General features: G+C 52.1%; 24 protein-coding genes. 14 read left to right on the forward strand and 10 right to left on the reverse strand.

The genetic code is table 11. The annotated features are described in order from the left end of the window. Positions 1–16: 16 nt before the first annotated feature. From HYT79_02720 to HYT79_02740, 5 genes are all read right to left on the reverse strand, one after another. Positions 17–433, reverse strand: a complete 417-nt coding sequence (locus tag HYT79_02720) for a recombinase family protein (protein MBI2069488.1) — start codon at positions 431–433, stop codon at positions 17–19. Positions 434–847: 414 nt separating this feature from the next. After that, entirely contained in the window at positions 848–1,078 is a 231-nt protein-coding gene (locus HYT79_02725; protein ID MBI2069489.1) for a hypothetical protein, read from the reverse strand. A gap of 46 nt (positions 1,079–1,124) precedes the next feature. Next, positions 1,125–2,906 (reverse strand): hypothetical protein, encoded by a 1,782-nt coding sequence (locus HYT79_02730; protein ID MBI2069490.1) that lies wholly within the window; start codon positions 2,904–2,906, stop codon positions 1,125–1,127. Next, positions 2,903–3,166 (reverse strand): YHS domain-containing protein, encoded by a 264-nt coding sequence (locus HYT79_02735; GenBank protein ID MBI2069491.1) that lies wholly within the window; start codon positions 3,164–3,166, stop codon positions 2,903–2,905. Before HYT79_02735 ends, HYT79_02730 begins: the two co-directional genes overlap by 4 nt. Position 3,167: 1 nt before the next feature. Further along, positions 3,168–3,401: a YHS domain-containing protein gene (locus tag HYT79_02740; protein ID MBI2069492.1), complete on the reverse strand. Its 234-nt coding sequence runs from the start codon at positions 3,399–3,401 to the stop codon at positions 3,168–3,170. 583 nt (positions 3,402–3,984) lie between these two features. Here HYT79_02740 and HYT79_02745 point away from each other — a divergent pair. From HYT79_02745 to nrfD, 12 genes are all read left to right on the forward strand, one after another. Beyond that, a complete protein-coding gene (locus HYT79_02745; GenBank protein MBI2069493.1) occupies positions 3,985–4,173 on the forward strand; it encodes a twin-arginine translocase TatA/TatE family subunit in 189 nt (62 codons plus the stop codon). Positions 4,174–4,225: 52 nt separating this feature from the next. After that, a complete protein-coding gene (locus HYT79_02750; GenBank protein ID MBI2069494.1) occupies positions 4,226–5,899 on the forward strand; it encodes a hypothetical protein in 1,674 nt (557 codons plus the stop codon). Then, a complete protein-coding gene (locus HYT79_02755) occupies positions 5,896–7,269 on the forward strand; it encodes a sigma-54-dependent Fis family transcriptional regulator (GenBank protein MBI2069495.1) in 1,374 nt (457 codons plus the stop codon). The genes HYT79_02750 and HYT79_02755 overlap by 4 nt, the downstream gene beginning before the upstream one ends. 13 nt (positions 7,270–7,282) lie before the next feature. Continuing rightward, positions 7,283–7,792 (forward strand): response regulator, encoded by a 510-nt coding sequence (locus tag HYT79_02760; GenBank protein MBI2069496.1) that lies wholly within the window; start codon positions 7,283–7,285, stop codon positions 7,790–7,792. Positions 7,793–7,811: 19 nt separating this feature from the next. After that, positions 7,812–9,089: a hypothetical protein gene (locus tag HYT79_02765; protein ID MBI2069497.1), complete on the forward strand. Its 1,278-nt coding sequence runs from the start codon at positions 7,812–7,814 to the stop codon at positions 9,087–9,089. Between the two features lie 185 nt (positions 9,090–9,274). Next, a complete protein-coding gene (locus HYT79_02770) occupies positions 9,275–9,760 on the forward strand; it encodes a hypothetical protein (protein ID MBI2069498.1) in 486 nt (161 codons plus the stop codon). After that, a complete protein-coding gene (locus HYT79_02775; GenBank protein ID MBI2069499.1) occupies positions 9,757–10,281 on the forward strand; it encodes a cytochrome c in 525 nt (174 codons plus the stop codon). Before HYT79_02770 ends, HYT79_02775 begins: the two co-directional genes overlap by 4 nt. 52 nt (positions 10,282–10,333) lie before the next feature. Continuing rightward, positions 10,334–11,236 (forward strand): slipin family protein, encoded by a 903-nt coding sequence (locus HYT79_02780; protein MBI2069500.1) that lies wholly within the window; start codon positions 10,334–10,336, stop codon positions 11,234–11,236. 41 nt (positions 11,237–11,277) lie between these two features. Next, positions 11,278–11,787, forward strand: a complete 510-nt coding sequence (locus HYT79_02785; protein MBI2069501.1) for a cytochrome c3 family protein — start codon at positions 11,278–11,280, stop codon at positions 11,785–11,787. 19 nt (positions 11,788–11,806) lie between these two features. Next, positions 11,807–13,942 carry a molybdopterin-dependent oxidoreductase gene (locus HYT79_02790; protein MBI2069502.1) on the forward strand — a complete coding sequence of 712 codons (2,136 nt, stop codon included), beginning with the start codon at positions 11,807–11,809 and terminating at the stop codon, positions 13,940–13,942. Positions 13,943–13,985: 43 nt separating this feature from the next. After that, positions 13,986–14,744, forward strand: coding sequence for a 4Fe-4S dicluster domain-containing protein (locus HYT79_02795; GenBank protein ID MBI2069503.1), 759 nt, complete (start codon positions 13,986–13,988; stop codon positions 14,742–14,744). Then, positions 14,744–16,099 carry a polysulfide reductase NrfD gene (gene nrfD / locus HYT79_02800; protein ID MBI2069504.1) on the forward strand — a complete coding sequence of 452 codons (1,356 nt, stop codon included), beginning with the start codon at positions 14,744–14,746 and terminating at the stop codon, positions 16,097–16,099. Before HYT79_02795 ends, nrfD begins: the two co-directional genes overlap by 1 nt. A 311-nt stretch (positions 16,100–16,410) precedes the next feature. On the opposite strand, the gene HYT79_02805 is transcribed toward nrfD, so the two are convergent. Both HYT79_02805 and HYT79_02810 read right to left on the reverse strand, forming a co-directional pair. After that, on the reverse strand, positions 16,411–17,964 hold the full coding sequence (locus HYT79_02805; GenBank protein MBI2069505.1) for an SDR family NAD(P)-dependent oxidoreductase: 1,554 nt from the start codon (positions 17,962–17,964) through the stop codon (positions 16,411–16,413). Positions 17,965–18,002: 38 nt separating this feature from the next. Then, positions 18,003–21,002 (reverse strand): hypothetical protein, encoded by a 3,000-nt coding sequence (locus tag HYT79_02810; GenBank protein MBI2069506.1) that lies wholly within the window; start codon positions 21,000–21,002, stop codon positions 18,003–18,005. A gap of 26 nt (positions 21,003–21,028) precedes the next feature. Here HYT79_02810 and HYT79_02815 point away from each other — a divergent pair, with 26 nt between their 5' ends. Next, the gene (locus HYT79_02815; GenBank protein MBI2069507.1) at positions 21,029–21,304 is read left to right on the forward strand and encodes a GIY-YIG nuclease family protein; all 276 of its coding nucleotides are present in this window, start codon (positions 21,029–21,031) and stop codon (positions 21,302–21,304) included. On the opposite strand, the gene nirK is transcribed toward HYT79_02815, so the two are convergent. Beyond that, positions 21,286–22,305, reverse strand: a complete 1,020-nt coding sequence (gene nirK, locus HYT79_02820; protein ID MBI2069508.1) for a nitrite reductase, copper-containing — start codon at positions 22,303–22,305, stop codon at positions 21,286–21,288. The two genes, HYT79_02815 and nirK, sit on opposite strands and share 19 nt — an antisense overlap. A gap of 10 nt (positions 22,306–22,315) precedes the next feature. Then, positions 22,316–22,882 (reverse strand): hypothetical protein, encoded by a 567-nt coding sequence (locus HYT79_02825; protein ID MBI2069509.1) that lies wholly within the window; start codon positions 22,880–22,882, stop codon positions 22,316–22,318. Between the two features lie 66 nt (positions 22,883–22,948). On the opposite strand from HYT79_02825, the gene glpK reads away from it, so the two are divergent. Further along, entirely contained in the window at positions 22,949–24,436 is a 1,488-nt protein-coding gene (gene glpK, locus HYT79_02830; GenBank protein ID MBI2069510.1) for a glycerol kinase GlpK, read from the forward strand. Here the strand turns inward: glpK and HYT79_02835 are convergent. Continuing rightward, positions 24,430–26,277, reverse strand: coding sequence for an AAA family ATPase (locus HYT79_02835; protein ID MBI2069511.1), 1,848 nt, complete (start codon positions 26,275–26,277; stop codon positions 24,430–24,432). The genes glpK and HYT79_02835 overlap by 7 nt on opposite strands. Positions 26,278–26,294 lie beyond the last annotated feature (17 nt).

Below are 26,294 nucleotides of genomic sequence, written 5' to 3' on the forward strand. Positions count from 1 at the left end.
GCCGGGCGTTACAAAATCATTTCGTAACGCCATTTTCTTTGAATTTTTTCAAAATCCGCCAAACCGCCGTTCTGGACCATTTGCCCGCGCGTTTACTTTCATGATCCTCAAGATTCAACTGTTTGGCAATTTTTTCAGACGACCAACCTTGGGTGGCCAGTTCCTGGATTCGACGAATCCAACGCAACTCAGTCTCATTGAAGATTCGCCCCATCCCGTCTATTTCTTGCCCAAAGGGAACGCGCCCTTTCGCAATTGGCGCATGAGTAACCCCAGGTTGAGAGGAAGGGGTTGAGGTGGGCGATTTTATTTCCTCTTTTCCTTCATCCAATGCCATCCTCATGGCCGCGGTTGCCAACAATTCAATGACGCATTTCATACGCTCCGCAGGCGTCATGTCTTCAGGATCAAGATATTTTCTCCAGTTTTCCATAAGCACCTCCATTGCCCAGCCCAAGGCCGAGCCAGAGGTGGTACCTTCGTTCGAGGGAAAGGTCAAGGCTCAGGTATGAACGCTCTGGAAAAAATAAGTTCGATGGAAAATCTGTCTTTGGCTTTGAACTATACTAAGGATGGCGCAAAGCGTTTCTTCCTGCCGGACTTTTTCCGACATCAAGATTACGTGCATGAGAGCAAGAGCCTTCTCAGGGAATTATCGATCAGATTAAAGCGTAAGAGAGATCTTCTTCTGAATTTTTTCAAGACGCCGAAAGCGGCTTTGCGAATCGTCCGTTGAACCAGAGTTTGATGGAGGCATGCCATGTCCTCCATGTTGTGACCATGCCCGTAGGCCCGTCAAACTCATTAAGATCGCAAATAACACCGCTTTTCGCGTTCGCATTGAACCCTAGCGCTTCTCCAGATTCATTCCGCATTTAGGGCAACGGCTGTCTTTGGTTTGGACTCCGCTATAGTCGCCCATTGGGCAGGCATAGGCCGCTTTTTTGGTTGTCCCGTCGGCCATCTGAAGCGCCGCGTCTTGAATTTTTTTGACGACATTCGGATTTTTCGAGGTGATATGAATCACTGCGCCGGATTCAATGGTGTCTACGCGAACATCCGCCCCTTCAACTTTCATGGGGCAGACAGGATGCGGGCGCGGCTTTTCTTTAGGCGCGCCAGTTTCAGCGAGCGCCGCTAATGCCAGAACCGCTGCCAACAGCGTCGCGCTGGACAACATTCTTATTTTTGTTTGCTGGAGCATGGTTGGTTTCCTCCTTGAAACCCCTGTTAATGACGGGGTCTTTTATAGCAAGCCGCGATGCTTGCGGCTTGCTAGATAGCCGTTTCCAGAGCCAAACCGCGCACCCCGCGCTGGCCAAAACCAAGCCGACTGGCCTCCAGGGCCAATCGGTTGTTTTGTCATCTGTTTTTGAGGCCAAGGAAGATTTTACCGGCCCTGAAGCGTCTGATTCTGCAAGGCTTTGCTGGCTATGGTTATCTGAATTTTCGGCTGAATCGAAATCTGCATTGGACCCAGGATTTTCACGGCTGGCATGAGGTTTGGCCTCAGCTTGATGCGCCGAATGATCGTGATGGTGAATTTCCGGCGTATGGGCATCGTGGGTGGATTCAGTCAAACTACCGCCTGAAACACCGTGATTATGACGGCCTGGCGCATTGAAGGCGGCGTTATCGAACCCAACCTCTCCCGGGGGATGATGATGCGCCGTAGCCATTGGTTTATGCGCTTCGGAATGGATAGCGGTAGCATGTTCATGGTTTGCATGAGACAAGGCATCCCCGTTTTCCTCATGACTCATGTGATTTTTTTGATGGGTTTGCATGCTACGACTAGCGTGGCGCTCGGAATCTTCATGTCTGGCTTTGTGATGCGTGGAGTGACCAGATTGGTTGATCATTTCATGATTATCTTGGTCAGCGGCGCCTCCGCTCGGCTGATGAACAGCATGCATTAAGGGGTCGCCGGATGCATGACTTTTGCGATGTTTTTCTTCTTTGGCGTGATGACTGGAGCCTTTTGAAGAGGCTGCGTGAGCATGGGATGCACCCCCTGTTCCACTGTGAACGCCTCCGGAGGAATCGTCATGACCGTCGCTAGGATGGGATTCTTCGGCATGGCCGACTCTTCCTCCGTGGCCCTCATGATGCCCTGCGCCAGGACCATCTCCGCGATGAGAAACTTCATGACCAGGAGACGCCCCCGGGGAATGGCTATTATGCCCTCCACTCCCTTCGTGATCATGCGGCACCTTAACGGGAGGAGGCGTAGGTCCTGTTGGTTTCCCTGGGCTGTCCCAATAAATCCGGCATAGAGCAATGTCTTTAATAAGCCGCTCCATAGGGCGCTGGCTGCCTTCTTGGGGAGGGGAAGGAGGCTTGGCTGGGTGCTGGTGCGCCAAGTGGGCTTGGCTTTCTTCATGCCTTATCAGAATAGGCTTGATTAAATCATCGCCCAAGTAGGTTCTTAAAAAGCGAATTTCATCGCAGTTGGCTTGAGAGTCAGATATCAGTAAATGCTGGGCCTTTTGCGCGGCTTGGCCGCGTTTGCGGGCAAAATCGTTCAATTGCGTCTGTTTATCCTCTTGAGATTTTGTCCTCCAGGCTTGGGCGGTAAATCCCAGCCGCATCAAACCGCGCCAAGTTGGAAGCTCCAGTTCAAACTCTTTGGCTAAAGACTCATCGTCAGGAGTTGTTGGTGGAGGTTGGTTATGATCTCCATGATTGCGGCCAGGAGAATTGGGTGGATGAACTGGCGTTGTCGGCGGAGCATGGCGGTCATGTCCACCTTGATCTTCAACTGGAGGAGTTGGCGTAGATGGCGCGGGCGCCATGTCGTGATGGTTATGATGTCCCTCGTGTTCTTGGGCCAAGGCCGCAACGCCTAAGCTTACCAGCACAGTCATCGCCGCCAGAATGGAAAACCTGGCTTGTGGAAATTTCATGGTTTCTCTGTCTTATACATTTGAGGATTCTTAAGAAATAGCATTTCGTGTTCTTCACTCGCAAAATAAAATGTCTTTCCCTGAAAGGTAGCCTGAGCAGTGGAAGAACTTGCCTTAACTTCTGTCCGGCATACGGGACAAGAAACCTTAATTTCTTTGGGCCGATGGGAGCTCTTGCCACCGATCCACTTAATTCTTCCGATCAGAAGACCGATAGCCATCGCCGCCACCATTGCAATCGCGCCAATGCCACTCATCATTTTAGTGTTCCCCGTGGTTTTTGTGGTCAGAGGAATCTTTGCCCTCTTGAAGGTATTTCTGAGGGTCTTGGAAAAATTCTTTAAGATGGTCCTCACTATCGAAATAGTAGAGTTTGCCCTGATAGGTGGCGCGAGGGGTTGAATCTGAAACCTTTAAGTCCATTTTGCAGACAGGGCAAGCGAATGTTTCAACCTCTTGATGATCGCCATGTCCGCCGTGCCCCGCGCCATGCATGCCCATCATGGGCAGCATACAGCATCCGCCCAAGGGAAGAATCGCAACAATCCAAATCAGTTTTTTCACCTATCCTCCTTATCTTCTTTCTACAGAGTAATGGAGCGCGCCGCTTTACCCAAGCGGCTACTTTTCAACAGACAGGAGGGGAACGGTTAGGCGAATAGCCCAGGGGAGGAGATTCGTAAACAAATTGGCCTGGGGATGAGGGAACCCCCATTGGGACCAATATCGGTGTCCATGCGGAAATAAAATCCGATGCGATGGAGCTAAAGAGCTTAGCCGGCGAAGACACGCGCTCAAAAGAAGGAAGATTGGCCGCAGCCAAGTGGGCACCTTCACAACAATGGCTTTTAGAATGACCCGTATCTTTCGATGAATGGCAAGGCGGCACAACCCTTTGTTGGCAAACGCTCTCTGATATCAGGCAGGCTCTGGAATTTATCCAGAGCATGGAGCCAATCAAGAGGCAACTAATTAATCGGTTATTGATGACCATTTTTGATTTTTTTATGCAACAAAACAGCCTAAAAATTGTCGTTTTATGGATGGCAAAATTGTTGCATACAAAGTCTAAAGGTAAATTATAGTGTTACCAAACCTAGGGTTTGCGGAGGTTTTCTTGATTACTGCCGTGGCCCTTCTTTTTTTTGGGCCAGAGCGCATCCCAGAGGCAGCTAAAGGCCTGGGCCGCGCTTTTAAGTCTTTCAAAGAAGGGCTAAGGGAAACAACTCAGGAGATTGAGAAAACGACCCAAGATACGGAAAAGTAGATTTGGGCTCCGGTCCTCCAGCCTGGCCATGCACAGTTGTAAGACGCAAAATTTGGAAAAAGACCCTCTAAAATTAGAAGGTGCGGTTCAAAATTGTTCGGAAAAGGAAACACGTTTCAATCGTACCTTAAGCCACTGGAACTTTGCGTGCTTAGCTCTTTTTATCATTGTTTTTGTTTTCGGCAGCTATGAGATCATAGAACGCGTTTGGCTGAAAGATGTGGATGCCCGCTTAATCCGATTTCTTCATCTTGTCAGAGGGATTGGCTCGACCTTGCTGGTTTCGGGTTTGACTATATGGCACCTGACCAGAGGGACAAACGCTCCAACATTCAGAAAAGTTTCGTCTGATTTTGGAACTCTGGCTTTTGAAAAGCCCGATGTAGCCGTGGAATGGTTTATCAATCTGCGCTGGATGGTGATCGTAGGAGCGGCGACCGCGGTGTTTCTTTGCCGGCATGTGTTGGAGTGGCTTCCCCATGAGGTCACCGGTCCTCTTTGGCTGGGGATCGCGGTTCTTCTTTTAGCCAATATTGCCTTTTTGAGGATCAGAAACAGGACAAAGAATCTCGGCAGTATGCTCTTGTGGCAGATCGCTTTAGATATAGCAATTCTCACCTATCTTCTTCATTTCTCAGGGGGAATCGAGAACCCTCTTTTCGTCGTTTATGTGTTTCACGTCATTCTTGCCGGCGTGCTGGTGCCAAGGGAAAAGGTTTATCTGGTCAGCGCGGGAACTATCGCCCTTTTTCTCGTTATGGCGTTCGGGGAGCACCTTTATCTCTGGGAGCACTATACCCTTTCTCTTTTTCCTCATGAGAATTTAACGGCAGACGGCCTGGTGTCTCATGCTGCCCATAAACGTCCCTTTGTCGCGGGAATTTCAGGAGCTTTTGTCGCGCTGATTTTGGTGACCACTTACTTTATCACCACTATCATGGATCGTCTCCGCGAAAGCCAGAGCCAGCTTCTGAGAACGGAAAGATTAAGCACTTTAGGCCATCTGGTTGCCTATATTGCCCACGAGATCAATAACCCTATTGGCATCATCTCCACCAGGGCGAAGCTGGCGCGCTTGGGATCTCTTGATTCTTTTGATCCTGAATTTCTTAAAGAAACTTTGGAGATCGTGGACCGCCAATCCGAGCGAGTAGGAAAGGTTGTTCAAAGTCTGTTGGGTTTTTCCAAATCGCTTCCCGAAATCAAGAGCGCGGTAGACTTAAATCAGGCGCTTTCGGAAGCCCTTTCCATTGCCCAACCGAAAATTTCACAGAAGGGGATTGTTTTGGAGCGAATGTTGGATCACTCGATTCCCAAGATACAAGCCCGGTTCAATGATCTTGTCCATGTCTTTTTAAATCTCATTAACAATGCCATTGATGCTATGCCCCGCGGAGGGGTGCTTACAGCGAAAACCCAGGCGTCTAATGGCTCGATTGAGACTGTGATTGCAGATACCGGAGAGGGTATTTCTCAAGAGAACATGGAGAAATTATTTGAGCCATTTTTTACAACGAAAACCCGCGATCAGGGCACGGGCCTTGGGCTTCCCATCAGCCTTTCCCTTGTTAAAGCATTGGGCGGGGAAATCAAAGTGGAAAGTAGCCGCGGCAAAGGAAGCTCATTTAAGGTGGTGTTTCCTGTCCCAACTTCAGGGGATGGCTTATTGCTCCCTGCTGGTCAGGGATCAGTCCTTCGGTCCAATGCAGAGACGGCGGTGTCATGAGCAGGATTCTTATCGTGGACGACGAGCCGGATATGCTCTCTACCTGCGAGGCCATACTTTCAGGAAACGGGGTTTCCGTTGTTTTAGAAAACCAGGCCTTGGGAGCGCTTGAGAAATTCAAAAAAGAAAACTTTGACTTGGTTGTGGCGGATATCAAAATGCCCAAGCTAAGCGGCATAGAGCTGCTAAGAGCTATCAAGGAAACCAATCCTGATTTGCCGGTCATTCTTATGACGGCGTACCCAGAGGTGGAATCCGCTGTTGGGGCCTTGCGCTTGGGAGCTTTAGATTATCTGATCAAGCCTTTTCATCCGGAGGATTTGAAGCGTAAAATTCAACGGGCATTGGAGGAGCAGAAACTTAAAGGGGAAAATCATCTCCTAACCCGCCATGTGGAGATGCGTTACAAGCCCGCTGAAATCATTGGCCAGAGCGCGGCCATTGGGAAAATTTTGGAGATGGCGGACAAGGTGGCTAAAACCAATGCCTCGATTCTTATTTTAGGGGAATCCGGAACAGGCAAGGAACTCATCGCCAGGAGGCTCCATTTTCAATCAGGCAGGAGGGGGCATTTTGTCCCTGTGGATTGCGGAGCGATTCCCGAAAACCTTTTGGAAAACGAGCTCTTTGGGCATGAGAGAGGAGCCTATACGGATGCCGCAAGGGCGGCCCCAGGGCTTCTGGAGTTTGCCGATGGCGGCACTTTTTTCATGGATGAGGTCTGCGAGCTTCCCGTCAACCTTCAGGCTAAACTGTTGAGAGCCCTTCAGGAAAAACAGACTCGAAGAGTAGGTGGTAATCAGCTTCGCGGCGTTGATATTCGCGTGATAGCGGCAACTAACAGAGATATCGCTAAAGAGGTGCGAGAAGGCAGGTTCCGTGAGGATCTTTACTGGCGCCTCAATGTCGTTGCCATCATCGCTCCGCCTTTAAGAGAACGGCGCGAGGACATTCCCCTTTTAATCCAACACTTTCTCCCGCAGTTCTCCAGGGAGGCGGGCAAGAATGTTTTGCATGTCGAGGAGGAAGCCCTGGAAATCCTTTGTCATTATCGTTGGCCGGGAAATATCCGGGAACTCCAAAATATTCTTAGAAAAACCGCAGTCTTTTGCGAGGGAGATGCCATCAAAGCCGGCGATCTTCCCGAATTTTTAGTGGGAACCGATCTTGATTCGTCCGCCGATGGAGAAGGCTTTTCCATGTTGAAAAAGAGAACCCTTCACGCTTTTGAAACGGACTTTTTTGAATCTCTCCTTGAAAAATATTCAGGCAACGCGAAAGTCGCGGCCGAGGCGGCCAATCTCCCCTTAAGCAATTTTTATTGGTACCTTAAAAAACACCACATCGATCCGCAATCTTTTCAGAACTGAATTTCCAAGTTTCTTGGAAAATTTTTTCAAGAAAGTTGGAATGCCATCGACCCTTGTGGTTTTTCTCCAGAGGGAAACTCCTTTTATTTTTTCAAAAGCAGATGGCCATATTGTTGCCTATTTCAGTGAGATGACATCTGTGCCCAAGAGTCGGATTTTGGTGGCCTCAGCGGATAAAAAAATTCATCAACAGATTGTAGAGGCTTTAGAGGAATCGGCAGATGTCCTATATGCTGACACGAGCGAAGAGGCGCAGATCAAGATTCTTGAAGAGTATCCCGATGTCCTCATCTATGACATCAATTCAAGAGAAACCATGAGTTTAGCTTGCTTGGGCGTAATTCGCAAAATGAGGCCCCGTATACCCGCGATTGTGGTGGTCTCGGAAACTCAGCAAAAACAAGCGGGAGAATGTTTGGAGATGGGCATTTTTTATCTTTTGACAAAACCCATTTCGATCACCGAGATGAGGACAATTGTGGAGAGCGCGCTTAAAAAACAAAAAAAGGATTTCTCTACTTAAGCAAGGAGGTAAAGAAAGTATGAAGAAAGTCAACGTTCATGTAAGGTTGCTTGGCGTGGTGGCGATGCTGCTGGCAGCCTTGTGGGTGATACCACCGATCGTGCATCGCATCAAAGGGTTGTGTCCCGTGCGTCCTAATGGCATTGGGCAGGCGGAGGCGGTGCCGGCATATGCGCGCAAGTACGGCATCAGCTGTTCCCAGTGCCACAGCGCCTTTCCATTGCTCAATGACTACGGCCGCGAATTCAAAAACAATGGGTATGTCCGCGAAAGAGCCAAGGAAGCTGGCGCGAAAATCGAAGCGAGCGATATGTTCCTGCCGAGCACATTTCCTTGGGGCGGGCTTGTCAAAGCGCGGCCCTTAGATAGGCAGAAATCGGGAGGAAAGCCCCGGCAGGCTCAGAATAGAGCCCTTCATGAAATAGAGCTCTTTGTGGCTGATGGAAGCATTGCCAAGGGTTTTTCTTATTTCATGGAGATCGAGGCTGAAGATGACCACGGAACCGGGTTTGAACCTGAGTTCGGAGATCTTTCCGTGGGCTATCATCCCAGTCCCTATCTCAACGTGGTGGCTGGATATGGCGATTTTCTGCACCGCATGGATTCTTACCAGACACTTGCCCACAGCGGCTTCACAAGGCGCGCAAGCGATGCTCGCGAGCTGCTGATGCTGAACCAACAGTTCTTGTCTTTGGGGGGCGAGCTAAGTAAAGAGGGCTTAGGCGCTCTAGGCTACGCTGCTGCGCTTGGCGGAGGAATGGGCGCCGCGACGGCTGGAACTACGGCCCAAGAGGGTTATGGTCCGCCCAACTACAACTTCAGGCTGGTGGCCGATACCCTTAAGGGTATTGCGGTCGGCGGTTTCCTTCGCACCGGCAAAGAAGATCTCACAAGCAAGAACTTATCGGGTGTCGGAATCAACAAGATGTCAGACTCGGCAGTGGATGTTTTAGTTGAGCTTATGGGCCTGGGAGTTCGCGGAGCTTTGGTCAACACCAAAAACGAAACGATCGCGACCTCGGCTCTTAATTCAAAGAACACCGGGAACTATCTTGAGGCGTTCTATACGGTCAAAAAAGATGAGCGTCCTTGGATCGTGCCCTTGGCGCGTTTTGATCGCACCAAGAATAAAATTACCAACAATACCAAAGACCATCTTGTTGCCAATCTCTCCTATTACCCTATGGAAAATGTCCGGGGCCTTCTGGAATACTACGACGAACTGGCTGATAAAACAGCAGGCATCAAGGGAACAAAGGACACGCGCTGGACAATGCAGTTTGAGGTTGGGTTCTAGATAGAAGATCTACTTCCTTACTCTAGTAGGTGAAGGCGGCTGGTGTCGTGCGGTTAATCTGGTTCTCTTTTAGGTCGGGGGACCAGGCGCTCTTTTAGCGCACGCCGCAAGCCAGGTGTCTTTCGACTCATAGACACGGGGCCAGCCGCCAAAGATTTAAGAACGGTCGCGCAGGATGAGGGAACATGAAGAAAAAAACATTAGTCTTTAGCGTAGGACTGCTGCTCGTTTTTAGTTTCACAGCCGTTAATGTCATAGCGGAAAAGAAAACCCAAAAAGAAAAAGGCAAGGCAGCAGAAGACGCGAGTGAAAAAGAGTTTCCTTGGGATAAGGGCCCGGCGGAAATTGATGTTTCTAGCTATCCTAAGGAGCAGCAGGAAAACTACAAGACTTTTTCCGTCAAATGCTCCAAATGCCATACGCTCGCCCGCGCCATTAATTCTCCCTATGCCTTGCCCGAGGAATGGGAACCTTATGTCAAAAAAATGTCTAAAAAGAAGCGCTCTGGGCTTAGTAATCCCGCAGTGGTCAAAAAAATCACTGAATTTTTGAAATACGACTCCTCTGTTCGCAAAAAAGACCTGATTGAAAAAAAACTCAGCGAGAAGAAGGCTAAAAGCCCAAGCGAGGAAGAGAAAAAGGAAGAAGCCGAAAAGAAAAATGGCCAGTGAGAGACAAAGGAGCGCGCAATCTCGTTTTTCTTGTGGTTTTTATTGGAGCCAATCTGTTTTCCTTCTACGGTTTTTTAGCCTACCGCGCGAGACTATGGAGCCCTCTTTGGGCAATCCAGCCTACTGAAAAAGAGTTTACATCAGTTCCCGGACTTGCGGCGGATGGAGAGGATTCCCCTACGGCCCGTGGACGTCGTCTTTATCGGGAATTTCGCTGCGCTGTCTGTCACGGGCCCAGCGGCGAAGGAGGGGTTAAAAATCCCAACGCCGATCCGGACGGTGTAATTCCCAACCTCTACGACCTGGCCGATGCCTTTACGTTTAGTGACCTTAAGGGCAAGCTCCTCAAAGGAGCTCATCCTGCCAAGGTTGAAGAAAGTGGCCCGGAGCCAATTCTTGACATGCCTTCCTGGAAGGAAGCGTTTTCTGAAGATGAAGTAGACGCGATGGCCCAATATCTTTTCAGTCTCAAACCTTCTCTAGTGAGCGAGAAAGAGGAGAAGGAGGAAGAGGAACCTTGAGAGAGAAACAATATTTTGTGAATCTGAAAAACAAAAAAAGGAGGAGTTAGACATGGGTATTCATCCACTGACACTAAGTCTGTTCGTGGCCTTTGCGGCCTTGGGGGGATTCGCCAGCGTTCGGTTGGGCAATCCTTTGTTGGCGATTGCCGGGGCAATCATAGGCCTGACCATAGTCTTATCGGTGCGTATTGCCCGCCAGTGGCAGAAGGCCGTGATCTTGAGGCTGGGTAAGTTTCAAGGCATGCGCGGCCCGGGTCTTTTTGGAATCCTGCCGTTTTTTGACACGATTCCATACTGGATTGATCTTAGAACGGTCACCACACCGTTTGCTGCAGAGCAAACGCTAACTAAAGACAGCGTTCCCGTAGATGTGGACGCGGTGCTCTTTTGGAGAGTGGTAGATCCTATGAAAGCGGCCTTAGAAGTGGAAAATTATCGGGAAGCGATTTCCTGGTCTTCTCAGACGGCATTGAGAGACATCATCGGCGAAACAGACTTGGCCGAGATGCTGGTGGGACGACGAAAAATTGACACCCGACTATGCCAGATGATTGATGAGCGCACGGAATCTTGGGGAATTAAAGCGCTTTCCGTAGAAATCAGGGACGTCAAAATTCCCGTGGCTCTTCAAAATGCCATGTCTATGCAGGCTCAGGCCGAAAGAGAACGTCAGGCGCGCTTAATCCTGGGAGACTCGGAGCTTCAGATAGCCGACAAGTTCAGGCAAGCCTCCAGAGCTTACTCGGAAACCCCGGTGGCCCTGCATCTGCGGGCGATGAACATTCTTTTGGAGGGGATGCGCCAAAATTCAACGGTTGTGATTGTGCCTTCCAGCGCGGTAGAAACAATGGGTCTAGGAGCCATGTCAGGATTGACCTCCTTGGCCAAGGAGTTTGCTGGACCCAAAAATATGGCGCCTTCAGAAAAAGAATCGGAAAAGACGGCGAAGTAGGATTATTTGAAAATCGCATCCAAGGGGTTTAAGGAGGCCTGGTGTCCAAGGAAGAGTTGTACGGCTGGCTTGGCTGGTTAGCCGTCGTTCTTGTGCTTATCGCGTCGGGGTGGTGGACCTACCAGAGATGGGAGGTTTCTCAGCCTGTCCCCTTTGACCACAAAAAACATGTTGATTTTGGGATTGCCTGCGATGCGTGCCATGTAGGGGCCAAGGACGAGATCCGCGCCAGCGTTCCCAACACCCCCATCTGCGCCTTATGTCATCAACCTGGCCAAGCGAGCCCCAAGACCCCAAAAACTCTTGAGGGATATATTCAAGAAATGAAAACGATCCCGTGGAAAAAAATTTACAAGGCGCCCCAGCATGTTCGGTTTTCCCACAAACGCCACGTGGAGATGGGGAAATTGGATTGTAAGGTTTGCCACGGTGATATCGGAAAAATGGAAAGGCCAGTTGCCAGGCAGGCGGTGCCTCTTGAGATGGAGGGATGTATGGAATGCCACAGGAGGGAAAGGGTAACGACAGATTGCATGGCGTGCCACAAATAGGCGAGAGTAAAAAATGGATATGGAAATTTCACGCAGAAATTTGTTTAAGTGGGCCGGTTTTTTGGGAGCAGGACTGGCTCTGCCCAAGGTTGTTAAGGCCAAGGTCCTGACCCCAAAAGAAAAACCCCTGCCCTATCTTGATTCTGAGGTCTATAAGCCTGCCGTCTGCAAGCTCTGCCCTGCGCTTTGCATGCTTCAAATCAGGGTGGTCAATGGTAGTCCCGTTGGGGTCGCTGGAATGCAGGGGCACCCCATAAGCCAAGGGGCGCATTGCCCGAAGGGAGGGGCTATTCTTCAGGATCTCTATCATCCGGACCGGTTGCGCTCGCCTATGCGTCAGACGGGACCGAGAGACTCTGGCCAATGGGAGAGAATCTCCTGGGATGAGGCTCATCAGATTCTTCATGACAAGCTTTTCGATTTAATTCGTCGCGGTAAACCCGAAGCGTTGGCCATGCTAGCCGCTCCCATAAGGGACATCCGCCACGAAATTCAGAAGCGTTTTGCCCAAATTTTTGGCACGTCCAACTTCTGGGAATGGAATTGGCCTTTGGCAACAGGGCCTTTGGACGCGTTTAAGACCATGCACGGAACCTCCGAGGGATTGTTTTATGATCTCGCCAACGCCAATCTTGTTGTTTCTTTCGGATGGGATTGGCTCCAATCTTTTCTCTCTCCGGTCGAGGCGCAAAGGGCCTTTAGCCTGCTTCGGCGCGCAAGATTAGAGAGAAGGACCAGGATGATTCAGATAGAACCAAGGCTCTCCGTCACCGCCAGCAAGGCTGACGAGTGGATTTCCATCAAGCCCGATACCGAGGGAGTTCTTGCGCTGGGCGTGGCCCATGTGTTGATTCAAGAGAACCTCTACGACAAAAATTTTATCGTTCAATGGGCATCTGGTTTTGAGGAATTCAAAAAACTGGTTCTTAAGGAATATGAGCCTCAAAAGGTTTCCGAGATCGTTGGGATTAAGACCGACCAGATTTTTCAGATCGCCCATGAAATGGCTTCCATTCGTCCTGCTTTGGCCATTACCTGCCGCACGAGCCGTTTTAACCAAATCGCCGTTCACAGCTTAAACGCCCTTGTAGGTTCGATTGGAGTCAAGCGCGGAATATTGGCAACGGAAGCCGAAAAATATCAATTAACCTTGCCTCCCCTATCAATTCCTAAACCCAAGACCGAACCCATTGCGTCTCTTGACGGAATTCCTGAGGCCATCCTTGCGCCTTCCTCGAGCCCCATCGAGATTCTTTGGATGGAACGAGTCAATCCCGTATTTTTAAGCCCCCAACCTGCCCAATGGAAAAAGGTTATGGAAAAGATTCCCTTTATCATCAGCTTTTCATCTTTTTTGGATGAGTCATCTCAAATGGCGGATATTGTGCTCCCTCCTCATCACTCCCTGGAGGCTTGGCAGTATGGGTTTTCACCCACCCTTGAGGGTCATGGAGTGATCAGCTTCGCACCTCCGGTGATTGACCCGATTTACAACACTGGGGATCATGGAGATTTTATCTTGGGCTTGGCTAAATCCTTGGGGCAAAGATTTGCTTCGGCGTTCCCTTGGGAGACCTTCGTGGAGAGCCTTCAAAAAGCTGTCAAAAAAGCCGGAGCGGACGAGCCTATGAAAAAAGGTGGTTGGTGGGAATATCAAGCTGAGATCGCTAACATCGCCTCCACCATAAAAACCGGATCAAAAAAAATCAAGCTTGCCTCTGAGGCTCTGACATCGGTGGTTGAGGGGGCTCAAGACCCTTCTCATCCTCTTAGGCTTTATATTCACGTTCCCATGGCCTATTCTTTTGGGGAGGGGGCACATCTCCCTTATCTGCACAGCCTAGCTGGAGCGCATCTTGGCGAGCAGTGGGAGACCTGGGTGGAAATTCATCCTTATACGGCAAAAAGATTGGGTATTGCTGACAAACAGGAGATTTGGGTGGAGTCTTTGGCCGCCAAGATCAAAGCGCGCGCCAGACTCTATGAAGGCATCCGAGAGGATACGGTATCCGTTCCATTTGGCTTGGGTCATACGGCCCTGGGGCGCTATGCCCGGGGGATCGGAAGCAATCCCGGAGAGCTTCTCTCCAGCGAGATGGATGTGTCGGGCCAAATTGCCTGGCAAAGAGCTCGGGTAAAAGTTTATGGCGCTTGAAATATTAGATAGAAGAAATTTCCTTAAGACGATTTTGGCTGCTATGGGTTCGTTCGCGGCATTGGTCAGTCGCGGCTTTACGTTCGAATTCAATAGCAATGAACACGCTGCTTCAAGAGGCCATCCCCGCTGGGGAATGGTGATTGACCTTGACCGCTGCACAGGCTGCCAGAGCTGCGTTGTGGCCTGCTCCGTGGAGAACAACCAGATGTTAGGAAGCCCTGAGGAAGCTGCTATGGGAAGGATCATCCGATGGCTCAAGATTCTCCCTAAGACGGAGTCAGAGGGTTCCCGCGTGCGTCAAAGTTTAATTCCCATGCCCTGCCAGCAGTGCGATGACCCTCCCTGTACTCGGGTTTGTCCCACCTCGGCCACCTTTATTAATCCTGAGGGGATCGTGGGTCAAGTTTATGACCGCTGTATCGGCTGCCGTTACTGCGTAAATGCTTGTCCTTATACCTGCAAGTTTTTTAATTGGGGCAAGTCCCAATGGCCAAAAGAGGTGGAACAATCCTTTAACCCAGATGTTTCCGTACGCGACAAGGGAGTCGTAGAAAAATGTCTCTTTTGCCACCATCGCCTTCAAAGAGCCAAGGATGCGGCCAGAGAGGAGGGCCGGGATATTCAGGAGGGAGACTATGTGACGGCCTGCCAGGCGGCTTGTCCGGCCCAGGCCATTACGTTTGGGAACCTTAATAACCTCAACAGCGCCGTTTCGAGGCTAGCTTCCAGTCATCGCGCATTCAAGATACTGGATGATCTCGGCACCCATCCGAAGGTCGTCTATCTAAAGGAGGGGTGATGAGCGAATTGATGGACAAGGAGCTTAAAAATTCAAACGTACGATTTTCCTGGCCTGTGCCCCAGCCTGAGGAAGTGCACGACGTTGAATCGGAGGTGTTAAAGCCGATAACAAATGAGCCAACCACGGCTTTCTACGCGACGACGGCCATACTTGCTACGGTGTTCTTAGCCGGTGTCGCGGCCTGGGCGTGGCAGATCATCAATGGTCTCAAGGTAACGGGCCTCAATGTTCCCGTGTTTTGGGGGTTATACATCGTCAACTTCGTGTTCTTCATCGGCGTGTCGCACGCCGGAACGCTCATCTCGGCTATCTTGAGGATCACTGACGCGGCCTGGAGAACGCCTTTTACGCGGGTCGCTGAAAGCATCACTATTGCGAGCCTTCCTTTTGCTGCGAGCTCCGTCATCGTGGACCTGGGCCGGCCGGACCGGTTCTTAAACGTCATCTTGTATCCGCACCTCACCTCGCCCATCCTTTGGGATGTCCTGTGCATCAGCACCTATCTCCTCATGTCTTGTTTGTACTTTTACATAGCTTTGGTGCCGGATATCGCGCTTTGCCGGGACCGCTTGACAGGACTAGCTGCCTGGCGCTCGCATTTTTACCGGCTCCTGGCGCTCGACTGGCAAGGGACCCCGCAGCAGAAGCGGTTGCATCATCAACTGATGTCGGTCTTATCCATCCTGCTCCTGGCCCTTGTTATTTCCGTGCATACGAACGTTGGGTTCATTTTCGGAATGACTACAAAGCCAGGTTGGCATAGCGCCGCGATTGGACCCTATTTCGTGGTTGGGGCAGCTTTCCAGGGCTTGGGGGGTCTCGCTGCGATTATCGTTCTAGTACGCCGGTGGTTTCATCTTGAGTGGATTATTACGGAGGAGCGCTTGGCGCCTTTGAAGAAGTTTTTTCTGGCCGTGGCCTGCTTCTGGGCTTATTTCACTCTGGTCGAATTTTTGACCACGTATTACGGCCGGCATACGGCGGAGATGGAGGTGTTTTGGGCCAAGCTTACCGGCGAATTCTGGCTGCCGACCTGGGGCATGCTGACTTTTTGCCTGTTCATCCCGTTGCCGCTATTGGCCTTAAGCCGCTGGCGTATTACTACGGCCCTTCTTATCGCAGGAATTTCAGTCAACATCGGGATGTGGTTGGAACGCTATACCATTGTTGTCCCCAGCGGAGCGAGGCCCTACCTTTCATGGGGCATCGGCCACTATAATCCAAGTTGGGTGGAGTGGACGATTACGGCAGGTTGGTTTGCGGGATTTTGTTTATTCTTTTTGGTGCTCACTCGTTTATTTCCGATATTGACTGTTTGGGAAGTTCAAGAAGAAAAAGAAGGCTCCCACTGATGGAGCTATATCAATTGAGGTTTAAGAACGATCAATCATTGGAAGATCTGCTGGGTCGCTTGGTAGACGCCGTTTATGATGTCCTTTTCAAATCTGACTTGACGCCGGCTGTTAAACACGATGACCGATCGCGATTGACAATTGGTCTAAAACAGGTGTTTTCACGATTCATCGTGCGCTACGAGGACTGCGGACTTCAAATTATCTGCGAGGAAAACATTAAACCCGCGCAGTGGAATGTCCGCCCCAGTGAGGAACTGTCGTCCAGGTCTCCCTGGTGTTGACAGGGGAATTCCTGGGCAGATCAATTTTTACCAATTGGTCGGCTTGTAGTCCTTGAAGAATTTTCCCCAGAGGTGGCGGCCTTCCAGGAGTCCTGAAAAAAATGGATCGCAAACGCGGGCGGCGCCATCGACGATATCCAGCGGGGGTTCGAATCCGTGCTCTTCTTGCTTGCGCGCCGACAAATGGGCGGGGTCCTCATCGGTGACCCAGCCGGTGTCAACCGCATTCATATAGATGCCGTCCTTGGCGTAATCCGCGGCTGAGGTTACAGTCAGCATGTTCAGCGCGGCTTTAGCCATGTTCGTGTGCGGGTGCTTGTCCGTCTTGGTGTGCCGCGAGAAGCTGCCTTCCATGGCGGAGACATTGACGATATGTTTTTCCCATGTCGGTTGGCGCAGCATCAAGGGCTTAAGCTTTGAGCACAGAATAAAGGGAGCGACCGCGTTAATGAGTTGAAGCTCGATCATTTCAGCTGTGGGCACTTCGGCCAAGGGCATGCGCCAACTGTTCATTTTACGCAGGTCCACTTGCTGCAAGTCGGCATCCGTGCGTCCCGGGGGGAATACCTCTAATCCCAAGTCGGCGTCATCGTAATTGTATTTGAGTTGAGACAGCATGGCCGACTCCCTAACTCCGATGCCGAAGCCTCCGCGGTGCCAGATTGCCATGCCGGTGGCGTCGACCGGACCGGCTTGGGGCAACAAGGACGGTGTGTTGGCCAGCAGGCTTTTAAGGTGTTCGTGATTGCGCAACAGCCGCCGTTCATCCTGGGCCAGGGCCGGGTTCCCCGGTGTTTCGAATTCAAGCAGGTGTTGGTAAAAAGCCGGCGGGCGGCGCACCGTTTGCGCCGCATTGTTGACCAGAATGTCTAAGCGCTCAAGCGAGCTGTCGAGGTAGCGGCAGAAAATTTCGACGCTGGGCGAGTGGCGAAGGTCAAGGCCGTGGATTTGAAGCCTCGCGCTCCAGTCCCCGAAATCTTTTTCCCGTGAGTAGCGCCGGGCGGCGTCGTGCGGAAATCGCGTGGTCGCTATAACCTTGGCCCCGGCGCGCAGCATCATCAGTGAAGCTTGATACCCGATTTTAAGCCGCGCCCCGGTAATAACGGCCGTTGTTCCCTTTAAGGACGCCGTCTGAAAGCGTTTGAAGTAATTAAATTCGGCGCAGGGGCCGCACATGGCGTCGTAGAAGAAATGGAGTTTGTCGAATTTTGTCTTGCAAACGTAACAGGTGCGCGGGGTGTTAAGCGCCGGCCCATCCTGCGCCGGCCCGATATCGAGAGTCGGCTTGGCCGGAGCGGCGAATACCGTCTCCCGGCGTAGGGAGCGTATCTGGGTTTCAGCCAGGAGCAAACGATCCTCGGTTCTGATGCGTTTGCGCTCTTGGCTGCGATAGGCCCGCCGCCGCAATATTTTTTCCAGGCGCGTGGGGCGCGAAACGCGCCCAGCCGCGGTCAGCAGAGCGATTTGATCTTTTTCCGGAAGCCCGATAAGAAGCGCGCGATTCTTAACGATCGCCTCAAGGAGTTCGATGCAGCGGCGGACCAAGTAGATGTCAAGCAACAAGAGAGATTTTATCGTAATTGCCGGGAATTCCGGGGAGGTTTTCGGCCGGATTCAAATCAGAGAGAGGCGGGCTGCAAATCATTGAAATGGCGCTGCTTGGCGTCATCGGTGGAGAGCATGGGGAAGCCCTGGGATTTTAATTTCATGATCAGTTGGGCCTGCCATTTCCGGGCGCAGCTTTTGCCTGCGGCCACGCCGGCGTAGATCAATTCCGCGTCTTTTTTGTCCGGGCTGTTGCGATGGGCGTTGATGCGCGCGATCAGGTTGTCCGTTTCACCGATGTAGAAGAACCCCTGCTTTGTTTTCAGCACATAAAGGCAGCTGCTGTTCATATTTTTAAAAAGAGGATACGCGTCCGGAGCCACATAGTGGATGGCGGGCTCGGCGATGCCCGCGATTTCGCTTAAAGCCAAACGGGCGTTTTCAATGGAGAATTTTTTATTTTGGGGCGCTGTTTCATAGGGCGCTTTGCGTTCGCCTAAATAGTTGCCGCTAAAATGCATCGAATAACCCTCGGCAATTTCCATGGCGCGTTCGATGATTTTTTTGTCCATCCCCAATCTCAGGGCGGTATCGAAGGCGCTGGAGCTTAAGCTGCTGTCGGCAACGACTTTGTAGGTCGGGCCGCCTTGGCGCACCTGCATCGAGTATTGGCCGATGCCCTCAAGATTGATTTTTGGATTGAAGAACAGCTCATGCCAGTGGGTGGCGAATAAGCCTTTGACTTGGCGTTGATTGAGGTGCTCCAAAACGGCGGCGGCGATGGCGTGTCCGGCTTTGGATTCCGTGCCTTTGCCGAGCTCATCAATGAAAATCAGGCTGTGCTCCGTGGCGTCGCGCAAGGCGATTTTAACGTCGGTCATTTCCACGGCGAACGCGGAAAGGCCTGATTGCGGGTCATCTTGAACACCGGTGCGCACGAACCAGCCGTCGATTTCATCCGAGCCCTCGACTTTGTCCGCGGGGAACATCCAGCCGGATGCGGCCAGAAGCGTGGTCGTAGCCAGGGAACGGATCAACGTTGATTTCCCGGACATATTGTGCCCGGTCAATAGCATGATGCCCTCAAGCCTTAAGGTATTCTTCACCGCTTCATGCGGGCTCATCCAATAGGGGAAAAAATTTTTCACAACAAGCGATTTTCCGGGCCGCCGAATGAAACCCGCTTCAAGGCTCCAGCCTTTGGCCTGGCACTCTTTGACATGAAGGATCAGCGTGCGCATGAAATTGGAGAACGTGGCCAGATGCACGATGGCCGGATGATGCGAGGCGAGTTTTTGGCAGATTTGGCCTAAGAGCAAGGCCACGCCCAGCCGCGCTTTTTCGGCATTTTCTTTGTATTCCTCAAGGGCGCGCTCAACTTTAGCCGTGCTCCAGCGGTCTTTGACCGGTTTGCCGTGTCGGTCATGAGGATGAATCAGCCGTCCGGCGTTCGCCGGACCCCTCAGCCAAATAGCCAGATTGTGAACGTCATAGGAGAGCGCCAGCGCGGGATTGGCATCGATGGCAGGAATCAAATCTTCGGCGAGGGCTTCTTCGTAGCGTCCGGCCGCGCGCTCCACCGCCTCGTAAAGTTTGGTAATTTCCGGATGCGCGGTCTTAGCCACCCGGCCTTTGAAGGCATCTTCAACCGTCTCGAAAAGATTTACGGAAATCCCCTCGCGGCGCGGTTCATAGGGGATGTCGTCTTCGTGGGGAAGAACGGGTTCCAACGTTTCAAGGATCACGCGCGCGCTCGCTTTTAACGCGGTTTCATTGATTTTCGTGGACAGAATATGGGAAATCACGGACAGAGCCGACGGCATGGACGCGGCAAAATCCATTTGATAGCAGGAGAGAAAATTCTGAGCCAGTTTATGCAGGTCTTTTAAGATATCCGGCCCGGCTTCTCTTTTAATGAGGGTCTTGACGTAGCGCGCCGGGTTGGAGATCGGAAATTCGTTGAAAAACGTGCATGTGGACAAAATCGCGTTTAAGGTGAAGCGCAATTCATCCGCGGTTTGTTTTGGGGGAGGGTTGAGCAAAAAATTGCGGATTAAGTTTTGTGCAGCCGCGGGGCTGCCTTTAGGCAGCATGTGTTCGATCAAATCCGGGATGCCGCGCTCGGGCAGGATGCCGATTTGATTGGCCGTGCGCTGATAAACCGGTCGCGGCGCCTGAACCGGCCGGTCCTCAAGAGGCCGAAGCCGCATGAAGGGCGTTTCGATATCCAAGGACAAATCGATTTTGATCAATTCCTCAACGCGTTTGGAAAAATCCTTGGGTAAATACCCGGAAATTTTGATCAAACGCTCATAATGAATGCCGCTGCGCTCAAGAAACTCCTTATCCGTATTTTCATGGCAGAAAATCCGGCCCAGACGCCCCCCGTAGCGCGTCAAGCGCATGCACGCGGCTTCCCGCGTCAATCCTTCATAAGTCCAGAGTGTGCGCAAATCGGGATTGACCTCAACCACAATCATGCCCCTGGCGTCCGCGGCAATGCCGAATTCCGGTGGACAATCGGGGAACAAAGCGTTGCCCCGGTCTTTGTTCATGGCCAAGCCGTAGGTGTACACCGGCGACGAGGGCGTGACGATTTCCGAGATAAAGCGCGTTTTTCTGCCGGTTTGCGTGATATCGTTGGTTTGTTCGCACACGACCACGGCAAAGCCGGCTTGGGTCAAGCCGTCTAAAACCGCCTGGATATTGGCCAAGGGCGCGCCCGCTCGCGGCCCGCGTTTGCCCATTCTGTTTAAACCGCAGTATTCCACGAGAAAGACGGAGTCGATCCCCCATGTTTCGTAGAATTCGCCGACTTGGATCAAGACGATTTTCTCCGGATGCTGTTTTTTTACCCGGAACAAAAAATCGACGGTCGCCTCTTTTTCCCCGTATGCGTGTTTGAAGCCTTTCCAAAAAGGATTGTTGCCCGCGCCGATGCCCAGGGCTCCCGAAGGATCCAAATCATGCGCCATGCGGACCGCGGAAGGATGAACGATGCAGTTGAGCTTTTCTTTCCAGAAAGGGGAAGAAATTAAAAGATGGGACAACTCATGATGTTCTTGCAGGCGCATCTTTAACCTATATTATCATCTTGTCCATGGCGAAGAGAGCGAAACTAAAGCCTTCGTGGTTCGTTTATATCGCCTTATGCGCCAACGATACTTTTTACACGGGAATCACGACGGATATCAAGCGTAGGTTTCAAGAGCACGTATCTTCACGAGGCGCTCGCTACACTCGCTCATTTAAACCAATCAGATTGCTTTGGAAGGAGCCGCATCCCGAGCGTTCCAGCGCCCTTAAACGTGAAGCTCAGATCAAGAGCTGGAGCCGGCCGCAGAAAGAAGCGTTTATTTACGGCAGGGCTTTATAGATTTGCGGCGCCTCGGCGCCGGTCGCGTTGATGATGCCCACTGCTCCTTTCTCAATCCTGAAGATGGAATGATCCACCAACGTGTAGCTGCCCGGAACTTCCAGGCCGAATTCCACGATGGCCGCGCCCCCGGCCGGGATCAGCGTGGTCTGCACGTTTTTTAACCCGGAAGCGTCCATGCTGCCTTCTTTGTAGACGCGGTCGAAGATTTCCCCGATGATATGGAATGAGGACACCAGGTTGGGGCCGCCGTTGCCCAGAAAGAGGCGTATTTTTTCCCCGGTTTTGGCGGTCAGGGCGTTGTCCTCCGTCAGGGCGCCGTAGCGGCCGTTGAAAACCACGTAGGTCGGTTTTTCTTCGGCGGCTTTATCGCGGTCGTATTGGACAAGCCTTTCGGTGCCGAATTCTTCTTTCGTGTAGAATTCGCTTTGCAGCACGTAGAATTCCCTGTCCACCTTAGGCAGGCCTTCGGGCGGCTCCACTAGAATGAGTCCATACATGCCGTTGGCGATATGATCCGTCACCGGCGGCGCCGCGCAGTGATAGACGTAGAGACCGGAATGCATCATTTTAAATCGGGCGACCACGGTTTCTCCGGGTTTGGCCAACGTGACGGCTGCGCCGCCTCCCGGGCCGGTGACCGCATGAAGATCGATGTTGTGGCTCATCGTGCTTTCCGCGGGATTTTTCAGATGCAGTTCCAAGGTGTCGCCTTGCCGAACCCGGATGAACGGGCCCGGAACATGGCTGTTGAACGTCCAAAAAATATATTCGGTCGGCTGATCCAAACCTTCCATGAGGACGCCTTTGACCTCCGGCGTTTCCAACTTGACGCGAACGACCACGGGTTTTTTCCGGGCAATAGGGACCGGAACATGGGGCGCGTAGGTTAGTTCGGCATCGATGGTTTCTTCGGTTTTAGCCGGCGCGTCAGCGGCAAAGGCGAGGATGCACGCAATGACGGCGAATGCGGCCAAAGGACTTCTGATATTAATATTCATTTGATAACTCCTAATTTTGATTTAGATTTGCGTGCAGCTCGCGAAACCGGTCGGGGTATTCTTTTTTGAACCGTTCGTTCAAATTTTTACGGTGCTTGATCCATGCTCCGGCATTGACTCCGGTTTTGCGGGCCAGCGAATCATAAACCAAGAATTGCCGTAAGGCTTTGGCTTCTTTTAGGCTTAAAACAGGGCAAGCACCGCAGCAAGGCGGTTTTAAACGGATGGCTTCCACTCTTTTTTTCCAGCCCATCGGGACGAACTGCGCGATTTGCGCGTCGGAAAACTCAGGATGATTTCTTTTCTCGACGTTTTCCAGGTTGGGGTCCGCTTCGATTAAGGGCGAGTTGATGACCCGGGCCGCGGTTCCGAAAAAGCCGAAGACTTCTAAAAAGATTTCGCGGTATGTTTTTTGGTGCTCCGGTGGATAATGGGAAACGTCGATTTCAGTCGGGCCGAGATCGGCCGGATACAGAATTTTGGCGGCCGGTGCGGAAGCATGGGTATAAGTCAGCGTTGCGCAGGCCGCGGCCAGAAGTCCTAAATGGCGACAAAACGATTTCGAGCGCGATTTCATGGCAGTAGTTTAGCCAAAATTAAAAAAATTTGGGAATTTTAAGCCCTTATTTCCTACGATGAATTCATGACGAATCATATCCTCGCCATTGATCAGGGCACAACCGGCTCCACCGTGTTGTTGATGGATGAAGACCTTAACCGTCTGGCGATGGCGGATATGGATTTTAAGCAGCATTTTCCCAAACCCGGATGGGTGGAGCATGATTTAAACGATGTCTGGAATTCCGTGGCCCGCACCGTCAACAAAATCATGCGTGGGCGCGATGCCAAAAAAATTGCGGCCATCGGCATCACCAATCAGCGCGAAACCCTCTGCTTTTGGGACAGGAAAACTTTGGAGCCTTTGGCCCGGGCCATTGTTTGGCAGGACCGGCGAACCGCGTCTTTGTGTACGGCGTTGAAAGACAAGGGGCTCGAACCCTTTTTTCAGAAACAGACCGGGCTTTTGCTCGATCCCTATTTTTCCGGGACCAAGGCGGCCTGGGCGTTCAAGCACTGGCCTCAAATCAAACGGGCTTACCGGCAAGGCCGGTTGGCCGCAGGCACCATCGACAGCTATTTGATCGCGCGTCTTTCCGGCGGCGCGCATGTGACCGAGCCCAGCAATGCGTCAAGAACCTTGGCTTTTCACCTGACGCGGCATCATTGGGATGATGAGTTGTGCGCGGCTTTGGATGTGCCGAACAATATTTGGCCCGAGCTGCGGCCTTCGATCGGGGTTTTCGCTAAAACGCGCCATGCTCCCGGTTTGCCGGACGGCATTCCCATCGCCGGCGTTCTGGGGGATCAGCAAGCCGCTTTATTGGGCCAGGCTTGTTTGCAAGAAGGCTCGGCTAAATGCACGTACGGTACCGGAGCTTTTCTTGTTTTTAACACGGGCGCCAAACCCGTGGCCAGCAAGCACCGGCTGTTGAGCACCATCGCCTGGGCGCTCGATGATAAGAATTACACCTATGCCCTGGAAGGCAGCGCTTTTATCGCCGGAGCCGCGGTCCAATGGGCGCGCGATGGGCTCCAGCTTTTCAAAAAAGCGGGCGAGATCGAGACCTTAGCCGGCCGGGTTTCTTCTTCGGAGGGCGTGGTTTTTGTTCCTGCTTTAACCGGCCTGGGTGCTCCTCATTGGCAGCCGGAGGCCAAAGGCTTGTTGATGGGCATCACGCGGGGCACCGAGCGAGCGCACATTGCCCGCGCCATTTTAGAAGGCATCGCTTTTCAAAATGTCGGGATTCTTCAAGCCATGCAAAACGATATCGGCCGGCCCTTGAAAAGCCTGAACGTGGATGGAGGGGCGGCGGCCAATAATTTGTTGATGCAGTTTCAGGCGGATATTTTGGGCGTCGAACTGAAACGGCCGAAATTTCTCGAAACAACCAGCCTGGGCGCGGTCTTTGCCGCGGGTTTGGGCATCGGGTTATGGTCCAATTTGTCCCAAATTAAAAAAGCTTGGAAAAAAGACCGGATGTTCAGCCCAAGAATGAGCGCGGGCGCGCGCCGTCAAGCCTTGGCCGGATGGAAGCGTGCCATTGATTTTCTCGCCGGGCGCGCTTATTGACCCGACCATTCATAGGAACTGCGATGGGCTTCGTGCCGGGCGGCATAGTCGATAAATTGAGCGTAAAAGGGATGGCCGGCAATGCTGGCGCTGTCTCCGATCACGATTAACAAGCGCCGCGCGCGCGTCATCCCCACGTTCATACGCCGCGTGTCCGAGAGAAAACCCACTTCGTTTTGATCATTGCTGCGAACCAAGGACAGAATAATCGCTTCTTTTTCGCGCCCTTGAAAGGCGTCGATGCTGGCGATTTCAAGACCCGGTTCCTTGAGCAGGCTCTTGATCAGGCGCACCTGGGCCACATAGGGCGTGATGACGGCGATTTGATTGGCTTCGACGCCTGAGAGCCGGAGTTTTTGGTAGAGGCGCACCGCTAAATCAGCCTCCCCTTTATTTTCCCTGCTTTCCAACAGCTCATTCCAGGTTTCCTCAAAGCCCGCGCCCGCGGTATCGATGTAAATCAAGGGCTGCGTGGTCAGTTCCGAGGCCTCGGTATTGGGCAAATCCGAAAGGAGATGCGTTTTAACCGATTCATCGGCGATGAGTTTCCCCTCATAAAATTGCTGCGATGAAAAGCCCATGATGGCTTCGTGCATCCGGTACTGCACGCGCAACAGGGCTTGCAGTCCTTTGGGCAGAGTTGTTTTGAGGCGCTCCAATAGCGTCACGGCCAAGCCTTCCCGTGCCGCTTCTTGGGAATAAATCGTGGGGGGAAGCTGGCAGACGTCTCCGGCGAGAATCGCTTTTTTGGCTTTGACCAGGGGGATCCAGGATAGAGGTTCCGTTGATTGAGAAGCCTCATCCAGCACCACAAGATCGAAGTTTTCGCGAAACATATTGAGGTTCAGTCCTCCGTGCGTGGACAGCACGACCTGCGCGGATCGCAGCACGGAGCGGAAAATATCTTTTTCCATGGCGCGAATTTCTTTTTTAAGCCGGAAAAGATCGCCTCTGGGCGTATCTCGCTTGTTCATGCGGTCGAACTCTTGGCGCATTTTGCGGACATCGTTTTGAACCGGATCATGCGCGATGAGCGCGTCCAAAGTGGCGTGGCGCAGGGCTTCGGAAATCCGCGCCGGATGCCCCAGGCGCACGGCCCGGATTTTGCAGGCGAGCAGTTTTTCAAGAATATTGTCCACCGCGATATTGCTCGGCGCGCCGGCTAAGATGCGCAGTTTTTGTTGGACGGCCTGGCGGATGATTTCGACTAAAACCGTGGTTTTGCCGGTGCCGGGCGGGCCGTGGATAATGGCGACTTCCGGGGCGCCCAGCGCGGTTTCCACGGCGCGACGCTGGAATTCATTAAGCGATTCATTCAAAAAGTTCACTTTGGCGGGTTTGCCGATGCGCGGTTTTAAATCGCCCAAGAAAATATCGCGGAGCCTGGCGGTCACGCCCAGGCGTTCCTTGTCGACTCTGGTCAGGGCCTCGGCCATGCGCCGGTACGTGGCGTCGCTGCCCAAAAGATCGACTTGATACGGCCCGGAAGGCAATGATCGGGGGAGTTCTTTATTCAAGGCGATGGTGATGGCCGCGTCTTCGACTTTATACAGCGTGCCGTCTAAAACGCCCGCGCCGTCGGGGAAAACGATTTGGACGATATCGCCGGAGTCCATGGCATGAAAAGGAGACGGGTCCCCTTCGCGCAAATGGCGCGTCAGGGAAAGAAGAGGGTAGTTGCCGACGCCGGTATCCGTGCCCGCGAAGGTCAATCGCGTGGCTGTTTTACCCAAGGCTTCGCGAACTTCCAGCGGGTAGCGCGCCAACTCGCGTTTATTCTCCTGCCATTCGGCCTCGCGTTCAACGTCCAAGAGCCTGAGCAGGCGTTCGAAATGTTCCATGTCAGAGGATCATAGCT

Source organism: Elusimicrobiota bacterium (assembly GCA_016180815.1).
Taxonomy (GTDB): Bacteria; Elusimicrobiota; Elusimicrobia; order JACQPE01; family JACQPE01; genus JACPAN01.